This window comes from Methanomassiliicoccales archaeon (assembly GCA_013415695.1).
Classification (GTDB): Archaea; Thermoplasmatota; Thermoplasmata; order Methanomassiliicoccales; family JAAEEP01; genus JAAEEP01.
In genome coordinates, this window is record JAAEEP010000001.1 from 168,147 (window position 1) to 180,343 (window position 12,197).

The following is a 12,197-nucleotide window of genomic DNA, read 5'->3' on the forward strand; positions in this document are numbered from 1 at the left end:
CCACTGTTTGGAATGCCAGATGATGACCCCCTGGGCCCGTAATTATGCACGAATGTCTCCGTTGGTCCTGAACCTGGTCCAGAATAGTCAGATATTCCAGACGTGAAGACCATAGCGAAGTCCTCTTGTGAAGGTCTGGAAACGCTGGTGATCGAGTTGAAAACCTTGACATAGATGGCGAAGTCGAAGTGTTAGTTGGTGAGGGAAATGAACTCGAGTATCGCGTGATCCCTATGCTCAGCGTGGATCCTAGTCGCTGCGTGATCCAATTTCCCAATCTTCTCAAGGAAGTCCTTCCTGGGTTCAACATCCCAATCCAACGGATCGCTTGATAACTGCCGGTAATTCTTCCTGATTCCGTGTCACTAGATGAAGCCCGGTGAATTACCAATGAATCTCGATGGGGTTGTCTGTATGAAAGAGTAACCGTCACCTTGAACCAAGTGATCGGTCATGAAGCTCACCCCTCATGATCTCTGGATGTCGATATATTTCTTAACATCCGATGTCTCGAAAAAAATGTCTCGAGCCTTGTGTTAGGAAGATGGGAAGTTCTGGGATGATTGCTCACGCTCTGAAATGGGTTATCATCAGTGCGGATGGTTATAAGGAAATCAGCTCCGACAGTTCCACCCAGCACGAATGTCCTCTTAGACCATTTTCCAAAGGCATCATTGATTCGCGGTCCAGTGCTGTGAAGGAGATCCTTCACAGCTTTCACCTGCATCTTAGCTTTGACGTTGATGATGACGGAATCAAGACCTCCCACCAGTCCTTCCAGGCCAGCATCCTTCTGCTCCTCAAGGATCAAATGTACTTGTTGGTTGAGATATTCCTCTGAGTTCTCGAAGTCGTAGACATGGGGCGCAGTGGAACCGCATTTGGGGCACCTTGCAGTTTCCGCCTCCTTGAACTCCTGCTTGCATTTGGAGCACACCAGCTTGGCCATGGGTCGCCCTTCTAAGATTCTCCATCTTGAAAAATGCGTTCTAATAGTACTTAATAGAGGAGAATATGAATCTACGAGCTTGGCAGAATAGAATTAAGGTGGTATGGACAAGGTCAGCAAGTGATTGGAATGGTAGTGATATTTTTATATAGCCAGAGGTGGTTGAAATGATGGCGATGGGATGGACCTCTGGTTAATCTTAATTGCGATTGCGTGGTTCGGTCTGGGTGCCATAATCGCGGTCTTTATCTACCTGGACATGAAGAGCAGGAAATCTATCCAGAACATTTGGATTGCTGTTGGTTTCCTGTTAAATGTGATTGGTCTTCTGCTGTACTACCTCTCTGTAAGGGTCTCGAGAAGACATCCATACCAGTACCCACCGTCCCCCAGATACGAGAATCCAGAGTACGATTTCGGTTCGAAGAAAGGCATGCAAGAGCCCTCAACGGAAGAGAAGAAAAAAGAAGCACCTCAGAGAGAGTTCACCGAAGGCATACCGAGGTGCCCTCATTGCGGAGCCGCCATATCTGCTCACGAATGGGAGTGTCCGCGCTGCAACGCCAATCTCCGCTTCTGATGAACACAATCCTTTTCTCGGAGAGGGAGGATAAGACAACCGATGCTAAGAGAGGGCGATCTGTTATATCTTCTAGATGAACAGGGAAGACGCCATTGGATGACCCTTGGAAGGGAAATGATCAAGATACAGGGATTGGGGGTTATCGATGGATCCCGGGTCCTCGAGCTCGAATGCGGAGATGCGCTTGAGATTGCACGAAAGAGATTCATCATCCTTAAACCAGGCATACCTGAGCTCATGGACTCCCTTGAGAGGGGGGCACAGATCATCACCCCCAAGGACGCGGAAACCATCGTCTTCCGGCTATCGATAAGTTGCGGTGATAAAGTGCTGGAGGGAGGTGTTGGCTCAGGCGCCATGACCTTGGCTCTTCTTCACGCAGTGGGAAGGAGTGGCAAGGTCATCTCGATCGAGATGCGCGAGGACTTCTCGAAGAGGGCAAGGAGGAATATCGAGCGGGCGGGTCTGTCGGAAAGTTGGGAGCTCATGCTAGGGGACGTAAGAGAGTTGACCTCGAGCATCGAAGTGGACGCGGTTGTCCTCGACATCCCAGATCCCTGGATGAGCATAGATTCTATCGCCAGATGCTTGCGTCCAGGAGGAAGGTTCTGTGCCTATGTGCCTAACTCCAACCAGGTCGAAACCACTGTGAAGGCTCTTAGGGAAAAGGGTTTCGTAGAGGTCTATGCCTTGGAGAACCTGCAGAGAGGAGTCGAGGTTCATGAAGGGGGTGTCAGGCCCTCTTTCGAGATGTTGGGGCACACTGGGTATTTGATCTTCGCCAGAATATCCAGCCTGGGAAAGGACGAATAAGTGTTAAGTAGCGAGGAAGTGGGTAACCGACCTAGATGGATGCGGCATTTATCGCCACCGTCTTCGGCACCCTGTTCGCCATAATCAACCCCGTAGGCAATGTGCCGATATTCGAGGCGGTGACCGACGGCTTCGATAAGAAGACCAAGAGAATGATAGCCAAGAAGGCGATGATTTACACCGCATTTGTCCTTATAGGCTTCGGTCTCTTCGGAAATTACATATTCGAACTTTTCGGGATCACCATACCAGCGTTCAAGGTGATGGGCGGCCTCTTAATATTCTATCTTGGATTCAACATGGTTGAGGGACGGGGGACCGCTCATAAGGTCACTGAGGACCATACGGAGGAGGCAGTCTCAGTGGCAATTGTCCCCCTCACAATACCCCTTTATGGAGGGCCGGGTTCCATCGCTACCACGATGGTCCTGATCTCCCAGGCTGACGGGGCTATGGACCTTACGATGGTGTTCGTAGCTATATTGTGTATTTTGGTTGTATCCTACGTCCTAATAATTAAGGCCGATATTATCTTCAAACGCCTGGGTAAGAGCGGTTCCATCGCCTTTACGCGCATCATGGGAGTACTTCTAGCAGGAATGGGGATCAGCTTCATAATCTCAGGGGCCATCGAGTCTGTCCAACAATCTGGGCTTATTTGAGGAGATGCCCTCCAAAATAGAGCATCTAGCAAATGTATTAATACCACCTTCAATTTCGCACCGCCGTGGTACTCGAGTTTGCCGTTGGTGCCTTTGCAACCATATTCGCTATAGTCAATCCTGTGGCGAATGTGCCCATTTTCGAAGCGGTCACCGATGGGTATAGCCAGGATCTAAAGAGAAGGGTGATTTACAAGATTTGCCTGGTCACGCTGGCGACACTTTTCGTTTTCGGTATCTTTGGACAATGGATATTCAACATTTATGGTATCACGATACCAGCATTCAAGGTGGCAGGTGGTCTCCTTCTGTTCTCAGTGGCATATGATATGCTGCATGGTAAGACCTCCCAGACCAAGCTTAACAAGATAGACGAAGAGCAGGCTTCCACCGCCGAGGTAGTGGGCATTGTACCCCTAGGCATCCCCTTGTTCGCTGGTCCCGGGTCCATCACCATTGTCATGATACTGGTTTCTGAGTCAATCGGTGACGGGAACCTGGTGAATCTGGTCTCAATTTTCCTGGCCATCACCTTGACTGTCATCATAAGCTACTTGCTACTAATGAACTCACACAGGGTGTTCGCCTTCATTGGAAAGAGCGGGGCAATGGCGTTCACCAGGATCATGGGCATCCTTCTCTCAGCAGTGGCTGTCAACTTCGTGTTCTCCGGAGCTCTGCAATTCCTTCAAGAAGCCGGCCTGGTCTGAGAGAAACAGAATTAAGTAGTCAACATGGATTATCGAGCGGTGCTTTGATGGTCATCGCAGAGATCAGGATCGAGCTCAAACCGGGCGTGGCAGACCCGGAGGGGCAGAACACCAGGAAAGCGTTGGAACTCCTGGGTTTTGAAGGGATCAAGAACGTGAGATCGATTAAGCTCTTCGAGGTTGACCTGGATTTGGAAGAGGAAGCAGCGACTAATTCCTGCGAGGAAATGTGCAAGAAGCTGCTTGCCAACCCTGTGATCCAGAGCTACCGCATTGACATAAGGTGAGGTCAAATGGCCACCACCAAACTCATGAAGAGACTTCAAGTTCCCTTCGAGCTCTTCGAGGTTGATCTACTTTCGGCCAGGGATGAGGATCTCAGGGAACTCAGCGATATAATGGGACTGAGCCTCAGCCTTGAGGAGATGGTCACCATAAGAGAATACTTCTCTAAAAAGGGCCGTCTTCCCACTGATGTGGAACTCCAGTCTACGGCCCAGGCATGGAGCGAGCACTGCTGCTACAAATCATCAAAGGTGTTCTTGAAGGAGCATGTGTTCAACATAAACCACCCCGATATTCTTTCCAAAGGTGATGCGGGAGTGATGGTTTTCGATGATGAGCATGGATACGCGCTCAGGATCGAGAGCCACAATCATCCCTCTGCGATAGAACCATACGGTGGGGCCGCAACGGGAATAGGGGGGATAATAAGGGACGTCGTGTGCATGGGAGCCCAGCCAGTGGCCCTGGTGGACCCTCTGTTCTTCGGTCCACCCGATTTCGAGGGAGAGCTGTCTCCGGGGGTGAAACACCCCAAATATCTGATTGGTGGGGTTGTTGCCGGGATAAGGGATTATGGTAACCGTTTGGGGATTCCTACCGTCTGCGGAGGAGTGTTCTTCGATCCGGCATACACTGGTAATTGTCTGGTTAATGTCGGATGCGTAGGTATCGTCAAGAAAAAAGATCTCGTTCGAAATGCTGTAGGAGGAGCACATGATCTCCTCATTTTGGTAGGAGGAAGGACCGGAAGGGACGGTATCCATGGTGTCACCTTTGCCTCGGCCGAGCTTGACGAGACATCTGAAGAGGAATCCAGGGGTGCGGTTCAGCTTGGGGATCCGATCATGAAAGAACCACTTATTCACGCCTGCCTTGAAGTGAATTCACGAGGGCTCATCAGCGGGATGAAGGACCTCGGTGGCGGAGGACTCTCCTGTGTGGTGGGAGAGATGGCCCTCGATGCCGGTTTCGGTGCTGAGGTCAACCTGAGTGATGTCCCCCTCAAGGAGGAAGGGTTGGCACCGTGGGAAATATGGGTCTCCGAGTCACAGGAAAGGATGATGCTGGCCGCTCCAGAGGAGAACATCAAGTACATCATGGAGGTTTTTGACCTCTGGGACGTGGAAGCCACCATTGTGGGAAAGGTCATTGAGGGAAAGAATGTGAGGCTTTTCTTCCAGGGCGAGAAAGTGTTCGAGATGGATCTCGATTTTCTCACGGCGGGACCGGAGTATTGCAGGGCTTGCGTGAGCAGAAGTCCATCCGATGAAGTGGAAGAGGTCCTTCCACAGCTGCCTGAGGACCTGAGTGAGGTTCTGTTGACCCTGCTTTCAGACCCTAATATCGCTTCGAAGGAGTGGGTCATCCGCCAGTATGACCACGAGGTCAGAGCTGGAACGGTCATCAAACCCCTCCAGGGACAGATTGGTCATCGCGGCCACGGAGACGCGGCGGTGATCAAACCCTTGGAGAACTCATTCAAGGGCCTGGCAATCGCACTTGGTGTAAATCCATGGTTTGTTGCAGATGACCCCTACAGAGGTGGAAAAAGTTGCATCGATGAGGTCTGCAGGAATATCGTTGCGGTCGGAGGAAGGCCCCATTCACTCACCGATTGCCTGAACTTTGGAAACCCCGAGAAGCCCGAAAGGCTTGGCGAGTTCAGGGACGCGGTTCGAGGGATTGGCGAAGTATGTCGGGCTCTATCGCTTCCCATTCCCTCAGGGAACGTCAGCTTCTACAATGAGACTCCCAAGGGCTCGGTGCTTCCCACCCCAACCGTGATGGGTGTTGGAATCGTGGAAGACATCACCAAGTGCGTCACCGCGGACCTTAAGAAAGCTGGTAATCCATTGTACCTGGTTGGTGAGACCAAAGGAGAGATGGGAGGTTCTGCTCTTTACCGCAATTATGGCGGAAATGGAGGAGAGGTGCCCGATGTGGATCTCAGAGAGCTTGAGTCAAGCATAGACTGCCTTCTCGAATGCATGAGCAAGGAATTCATAAGAGCCTGCCATGACTGTTCCGATGGAGGACTGGGGGTAGCACTAGCCGAGATGTGCATCTCGGGGAACATTGGCGCAACCATCGATGTTACTTTAATGGGAACAACGACCACGGAGAGAAAGCTCTTCTGCGAGACCAACACCCGCTGGTTGGTGGAGATCGACAGATCTAGGGAGAATGAATGGCTCGAACTTATGAAAACGAAGACCTTCCGATTAGGGGAGGTTGGACGCGACTTCCTCGAGATCAAGGACGGCGATTCCACAATGAACATGAGCATCGATAAGATGAGGGACGCTTGGTACACTCCTCTATGGAGGATATTGGGGTGAGATTATGAACCGCAAAGATATCCGGGTTTGCGTTCTCAGGATTGAGGGGACCAACTGCGAGGATGAAACGTTCTCAGCCTTTGCTAGTCTCGGGGCTTCTCCAGAGAAGGTGCATCTCAAGCAGTTAACAGGTGATTCCCCTCATACGCTGAGGAGATCGTTAGATGAATTCCATATCTTAGCCCTTCCAGGTGGATTCTCGTCTGGTGACTATGTCAGGGCGGGAGCCATTTTTGCGGCTAGGATGAAGAGCTCAATCAAGCGGGATCTCATCGAGTTCATCGAGAACGGCAAGCCGGTGATCGGGATCTGCAACGGGTTCCAGATACTGGTCGAGCTTGGACTACTTCCCGCAGTTGACGGTGTGATGAGCGAGCAACCTCAGGCGGCTCTTTCCACCAACGAATCAGGAAGATTTGAGTGCACCCCCACCCTCCTCAAACACGAGAATGATGGCAATTGCATCTTCACCAAAGGCATGGAAAGAGAACAGATAGTGATGTTTCCATGCGCCCATGCAGAGGGAAACCTCAAATTCCCACGTGGACAGGAGAGGGAATTCATAGAGATTCTTGAGGAGAATGATCAGATCGTCTTCAAGTACGTTGACGATCACGGCGATTACGCTGGTTATCCCTGGAATCCCAATGGATCGATAGACAACATCACCGGTATTTGCAACCCTCAGGGAAATGTATTGGGCCTGATGCCACACCCCGAGAGGGCATTCAATCGCTTCACACATCCAGACTGGACACTTGGTGACAAGGATCCGATTGGACCGGGTGACGGCAGAACGATCTTCGAATCCGCTCTCTCACACATCAACGGAAGGTACTGACCGGGTCTTGATCAATCCACGTCGATTATTATCTCGACCGAATCGCCATCCCCTATGCCCAGCGTGCGTCTGAGATGGTACTGACATAGTATCTCGATGATATCATCGTAATGAGATCTTGCAGGCATGACGACCGCACAGTGAATATTATGTATCCTGGCTGAGAAGGCCTTCACATCGCCAAAGGTCCTTCCGTTCCTCTCGAAGCCGTCAATTATTATGCCATCGCTGTTCCTGAGGACCTCGAGCTTGTCCACGTCAGCTGGATCTATCTTGACGTTGAGTGTCCCCTCATAGGGCATGAACTCCAGCTTATCCGAGAACTGTTGCTTATATGAAGGTTGATGGACGTAGTACTGTCCCTCGCCCATTCCTCTTGTAATCACTCCACGAACGACAACGTGTCCCTTTAACTCGAATATCTTCTGATATTCGAGATACTCCTGTCGGAGTAGGTCGATGCCCATTTCTGTCAGCTTGATGCGCTGCCTTCGAGCCCCTAGATCCCTCTGGATAAGGCCAGCCTCGAGTAGCTCGAGAATGCGCTTTGAGGCTGATTGCTGGCTCATTTCTAACTTATCACCTAATTCCCGTGATGAGATGGCTATGTAGTCGTGCATCCCACCCATTAAGGCGACCCTGCGTAATGCGGTGATGAACTTCTCATTCATTTCCTCACCCACAAGGGGAATGTGATCGTTTGATCCCCCTAGAATATTGGTTGATAAATGCCTTTCCTACCATAATAAGTGTTGCTGTTGGATGAATCAGTCGATTATAGGTTGCTACAAGGATTGGATAATGTATTTCTTGAGGGATGCCATCTCTTAAACTAGGTTCGGGAGAGTCTCATGAAGCGGAAGAACAGGCATATAATGGAAGCCATGGGAATGACGAGGATTGTCATCGAGGATGAGAAGGTTGTCGAGGTGGGGCAGCCCAAACTCAGCTACTGCCCACTCTTCTTCAAGTACCGAAAGATAGAGGAGATGACACCTGAAACCATCAGAGAGAACATACAGTTCAGGATAGACGACTTCGGTATGTGCAGTCCCCGGAGGAAGCTAAGGATGAGAGACTTCCTTAGCTTCGGAATATCCGAGGTTCTCGCCATGTGCGTGGAGGATGATATCCTGGATTGCGGGGTCATCGTATGTGACGGGGCAGGAACTGTGGTCATCTCAGATCCAGAGATCATCCAGGGTATCGGAGGGAGGATATCGGGATTGGTGGAAACTTCGCCCATACCAGAGGTGATCGGTGCTATAGGCGAGGAGAGAGTTCTGGACTCTTCTTCAGCTAGAATCGACCAGATCGATGGGGTGAAGCTGGCCTGGAAGCTCGGCAACGAGCGAATAGGAGTGACGGTTGCCAGGGCGGATGATGCACGAGGGATTAGGGAGATGTACGGCAAAGACATTGTAATATTCGCGGTTCATACTACTGGGGTCTCTCATGATGAGGCGAATATACTCTTCGATAACTGCGACGTGATAACCGCATGTGCTTCCAGACCGATAAGGGAGATCGGAAGGATAAGATCGCTGTACACCGTGGGCACCAAGATACCGATCTACGCGGCTACAGAAGTTGGTGCGAACATTATGAGAAGAAGAATGGAGAAGATCGGAAAAATCCGTAGCAAGGAGTATGTTGAAGAGCCTGACCCTCCTCGCCCCCTACTCTAAATTTCGTCAGCCTGGAGATACTTGCCTGAGCGTAGGTAGATCGTGGGAATGCCCATCTTTCTCAGACGTGAGCGAAGCTCCTTGTCGTTGGTGAGGACATAGGCACCCAGCTCCTTTGCGACCTGAATGATGCCCTCGTCGCCCTGCTTCATGGTCTCAGCTATCATGTACTTGCGGGCAAGGGTCAGTGCAGCCTTGGCATGCTTGCTCTTACTTCTCTTCAATTCCCCAATCACGGGTCCCGGTACAAATATCTCGCAGCTGCCAAGCAAGCGCCCGAGCTCATGGTCAATATTGATTGATGTTTCAAAAGGCATTAGAAGTGCGTTTGTATCTAGGACCACTTTCTGCATTTCACTCGATGATGCCATAGCCGATAAGGCGCCACTTGCCCAGTATCTTTCGAGAGATGGCGACTCTTTGCCCTTCAGCAGCACACACTGGTATCTTCAGAACGACCTCTGATATGTCAGACCTGGCGCTGGTAACTACGCCAACAGTGGTCGCGGTTCCAATACTCAACATCAGGGGCTCGTTGGTCTTAATGTTCTCCACGGGTATGTCATGGGTGGTTCCAACGACCCTTTCCAGTAGATTGGTTTTCATAACGAACTTGTGCAGCACTTCGGGTAGCGTACCTGGCTTACCGATCAGCCTGCCTGTAAGTCCATCGGACTTCGTCAGTGACGGATCCAGTTTGGTACCTATTGCGACAAGCCCTCCCGGCGTGGCCTTCTTTATGGATTTTCCGCCTCCGTGGAGTGACTCCACTGTGGTGGTGATATCTTCCCAAGCGGGTTTACCACCGACATCCACCTTCCTGCCAGGCTTGATCTCGATCTCGTCCCCTACGCTGACTTTCCCCTGGGTCAGAGTACCTCCAAGAACTCCCCCCTTGAGATCTTTGGGAGACGATCCTGGAGTGTTGATGTCAAAGGACCGAGCCGCGTACATTCTGAGAGGCTTCTTTTCATCGTATTTAGGGGTGGGTATATACTCTTCAATCGTTTGGATAAGCTTGTCGATGTTCACATCGTGGTGTGCTGACACCGGAATGATCGGTGCATTCTCGGCAATCGTGCCCTTCACGAACTCTTTGATCTGGTTGTAGTTCTCTATAGCCTCTTCCCTGGTGACTATATCGACCTTGTTCTGGACAACTATGATCTTCTCAACCCCGGATATGGAAAGGGCCATGAGGTGTTCCTTGGTCTGGGGCTGGGGACATGGTTCGTTTGCGGCGATCATGAGAAGAGCGCCCTGCATCATCGCTGCTCCCGAAAGCATGGTCGCCATCAGCGTCTCGTGTCCTGGTGCATCAACGAAGCTTACCGCTCGCAGGTATTCAGCCTTCCCTCCACACTGTTTGCACTTGGAATCGGTTCCGTACGCCTGAGGTTCCTGGCATCCAGAGCACTTATAGAATGCCGCGTCCGCATACCCTAATCTGATTGAGATGCCCCGCCTGACCTCCTCGGAATGCCTGTCAGTCCACTCACCACTGAGTGCCTTTGTCAGAGTGGTCTTACCGTGGTCGACATGACCTATCATCCCGATGTTGATCTCAGGCTGCTTGGGCACCTTCATTCGTTTTCCTCTTTGTTCATCAGATCCTCGATTGTCTTGGAACCCGGCTGGGTAATCTTCATGTTGAGCTGGGAGGTTTCAGGGGAAATAGTGTTCCCGCGCATGGTCTTCCTGCGTCTCTGGCCGTTCTCCCTGGGATGGAATCCAGTGCCACCGGCGATCAGGATTTTTTTCCTTTTCCCGCTTGGCAGGTCCTTCCTCATTGGGACCCCGTCCTTATCGCTGCCCCCGGTAATCATCAGCTTGTACCCAGGTAGGCCTACGAAAATACCATCGACCACCTCACCGATCTTCTTGCCAATGAGTGAGTTGGCGTGATGTCCCTCAACCGTCACCTGGAAGGACTTGCCGCTGGTGATGTCATTTATGACAGCTTTAAATTCTACCATTTACAGACACCTGCAGATAGCGCCTTAATGCTGTCCATAATAAATAGCTTTTGGTCAACGAGGGGAGACTGGTTGAGGCTTGGAATCTGTATGGCCACAGGTTATCCTTGAAAAGAAGCATTTCAAGGTTTGAGCTGCCCAAGAATCATCATTTTAATATCGGTTATTCAGATATTTGTTTTGATGTCGGAGAAGAAACAGCCTTTGGTAGAAAATCAATCAATAGATAGCGGAAGGATATGGTTTGAGCATTTAGAATCGCTGATTGAACCTCCTCACCCGTTCTCGGCTGGGGCTCCTTTCTGGGACGACCCCTATATCTCAAAGAATCTGCTGAACAGCTTTATCGACGCGGAGAAGGGGGTGGCATCAAGGCCGCCTGAGGTCATCCTGAGCTCGGTCGAGTGGATGATATCGAGATGCGGCCTGGATAGAGGCTCGTGTATCCTAGATCTCGGCTGCGGACCTGGCCCCTATTGTCAACATTTTGCTGAGATGGGGATGAAGGTAACGGGGGTCGATCTCTCTATCACCTCTTTGAGATATGCCAGTGTGGTTGCCCAATCCAGTGGATTAGAGATTGAATACCTAGAGGGGGACTATCTTCAAATGCAAATCGACGAGAAGTTCGACCTCATCATCATGGCGTATGGCGACCTCTGTACTCTTGGACCAGATGACAGGGATCTCTTGCTCAGAAAGGTGCATTCGTGGTTGAAACCTGATGGTTACTTCGTTTTCGACGTTGTGACATACAGCCGTCTCCAACACCTAGATCAGGTCAACCGCTGGTATACCTCGCATGACTCTTTTTGGAGATCTGGCCCCTACCTTCTACTGGAGCATTCCTTCGACTATCTCAAAGAGGGTGTTCGGTTAGAACAATACATCGTGATAGAGGATAATGGAAAGATCGCCGCCTATAGATTCTGGTACAAGCATTACTCGGAAATGGAGCTTGAAAAGGTGCTAAGAAAAGCGGATCTGGAAATAGAGAACATCTATGGAGATCTGATCGGATCATCCTACAGTGAGGAATGCGACTGGATGGGTGTTGTTACTAGACCTTTATGAATGATTGGTTTAGGGGCACAACTATATGTTGCTCGTTTGAGTTCAACCCATCATGGGCCGATACTTTTCTCCCAGGCATATAATCGCTATCTGCATCGGCATCCTGTTGATCATTACTGGGGCAGCTCTAGTACTAGAAGGCCAAGCACTGGGCGACCAGACCGTACTGATTGGCACCGGAGTTGGGCTTTTTGGTATGTTCTTTATCGCTGCAATAAGCAGTCTTGACCTATTCAATATTGGAAAAGATGACTCAGAATGATATTCTTGTGTGGGA

Annotated in this window: 15 protein-coding genes; 10 read left to right on the forward strand and 5 right to left on the reverse strand. The window is 50.6% G+C overall.

Features of this window, described 5'->3' with window-relative positions:
• Positions 1-460 precede the first annotated feature (460 nt).
• Complete coding sequence (locus tag GKC03_00885) at positions 461-949, reverse strand: hydrogenase maturation nickel metallochaperone HypA (GenBank protein NYT11089.1); 489 nt, start codon at positions 947-949, stop codon at positions 461-463.
• 181 nt (positions 950-1,130) lie between these two features.
• On the opposite strand from GKC03_00885, the gene GKC03_00890 reads away from it, so the two are divergent.
• The 7 genes from GKC03_00890 (at position 1,131) to purQ (ending at position 7,182) form a co-directional block, all read left to right on the forward strand.
• Positions 1,131-1,529, forward strand: a complete 399-nt coding sequence (locus tag GKC03_00890; GenBank protein NYT11090.1) for a hypothetical protein — start codon at positions 1,131-1,133, stop codon at positions 1,527-1,529.
• 42 nt (positions 1,530-1,571) lie between these two features.
• Positions 1,572-2,345 (forward strand): tRNA (adenine-N1)-methyltransferase, encoded by a 774-nt coding sequence (locus GKC03_00895; GenBank protein ID NYT11091.1) that lies wholly within the window; start codon positions 1,572-1,574, stop codon positions 2,343-2,345.
• A 35-nt stretch (positions 2,346-2,380) separates the two neighbouring features.
• On the forward strand, positions 2,381-3,007 hold the full coding sequence (locus GKC03_00900; protein ID NYT11092.1) for a MarC family protein: 627 nt from the start codon (positions 2,381-2,383) through the stop codon (positions 3,005-3,007).
• 65 nt (positions 3,008-3,072) lie between these two features.
• Positions 3,073-3,717 carry an NAAT family transporter gene (locus tag GKC03_00905; protein NYT11093.1) on the forward strand — a complete coding sequence of 215 codons (645 nt, stop codon included), beginning with the start codon at positions 3,073-3,075 and terminating at the stop codon, positions 3,715-3,717.
• A 47-nt stretch (positions 3,718-3,764) separates the two neighbouring features.
• Positions 3,765-4,004 carry a phosphoribosylformylglycinamidine synthase subunit PurS gene (purS, locus tag GKC03_00910; protein NYT11094.1) on the forward strand — a complete coding sequence of 80 codons (240 nt, stop codon included), beginning with the start codon at positions 3,765-3,767 and terminating at the stop codon, positions 4,002-4,004.
• Between the two features lie 24 nt (positions 4,005-4,028).
• A complete protein-coding gene (gene purL / locus GKC03_00915) occupies positions 4,029-6,341 on the forward strand; it encodes a phosphoribosylformylglycinamidine synthase subunit PurL (protein NYT11095.1) in 2,313 nt (770 codons plus the stop codon).
• A gap of 19 nt (positions 6,342-6,360) precedes the next feature.
• Positions 6,361-7,182 carry a phosphoribosylformylglycinamidine synthase subunit PurQ gene (gene purQ, locus GKC03_00920; GenBank protein NYT11096.1) on the forward strand — a complete coding sequence of 274 codons (822 nt, stop codon included), beginning with the start codon at positions 6,361-6,363 and terminating at the stop codon, positions 7,180-7,182.
• 11 nt (positions 7,183-7,193) lie between these two features.
• On the opposite strand, the gene GKC03_00925 is transcribed toward purQ, so the two are convergent.
• Positions 7,194-7,853 carry a DUF120 domain-containing protein gene (locus tag GKC03_00925; GenBank protein NYT11097.1) on the reverse strand — a complete coding sequence of 220 codons (660 nt, stop codon included), beginning with the start codon at positions 7,851-7,853 and terminating at the stop codon, positions 7,194-7,196.
• A gap of 180 nt (positions 7,854-8,033) precedes the next feature.
• On the opposite strand from GKC03_00925, the gene GKC03_00930 reads away from it, so the two are divergent.
• Positions 8,034-8,870 (forward strand): DUF2099 family protein, encoded by an 837-nt coding sequence (locus GKC03_00930; protein NYT11098.1) that lies wholly within the window; start codon positions 8,034-8,036, stop codon positions 8,868-8,870.
• On the opposite strand, the gene GKC03_00935 is transcribed toward GKC03_00930, so the two are convergent.
• The 3 genes from GKC03_00935 to GKC03_00945 are packed head-to-tail and all read right to left on the reverse strand — an operon-like array spanning position 8,867 to position 10,846.
• Positions 8,867-9,223, reverse strand: a complete 357-nt coding sequence (locus GKC03_00935) for a twitching motility protein PilT (protein ID NYT11099.1) — start codon at positions 9,221-9,223, stop codon at positions 8,867-8,869. The genes GKC03_00930 and GKC03_00935 overlap by 4 nt on opposite strands.
• A gap of 1 nt (position 9,224) precedes the next feature.
• Complete coding sequence (locus tag GKC03_00940; protein NYT11100.1) at positions 9,225-10,457, reverse strand: translation initiation factor IF-2 subunit gamma; 1,233 nt, start codon at positions 10,455-10,457, stop codon at positions 9,225-9,227.
• Positions 10,454-10,846 carry a 30S ribosomal protein S6e gene (locus GKC03_00945; protein ID NYT11101.1) on the reverse strand — a complete coding sequence of 131 codons (393 nt, stop codon included), beginning with the start codon at positions 10,844-10,846 and terminating at the stop codon, positions 10,454-10,456. Before GKC03_00945 ends, GKC03_00940 begins: the two co-directional genes overlap by 4 nt.
• 183 nt (positions 10,847-11,029) lie before the next feature.
• On the opposite strand from GKC03_00945, the gene GKC03_00950 reads away from it, so the two are divergent.
• A complete protein-coding gene (locus GKC03_00950; protein ID NYT11102.1) occupies positions 11,030-11,920 on the forward strand; it encodes a class I SAM-dependent methyltransferase in 891 nt (296 codons plus the stop codon).
• A gap of 52 nt (positions 11,921-11,972) precedes the next feature.
• Complete coding sequence (locus GKC03_00955; protein ID NYT11103.1) at positions 11,973-12,182, forward strand: hypothetical protein; 210 nt, start codon at positions 11,973-11,975, stop codon at positions 12,180-12,182.
• Positions 12,183-12,197 lie beyond the last annotated feature (15 nt).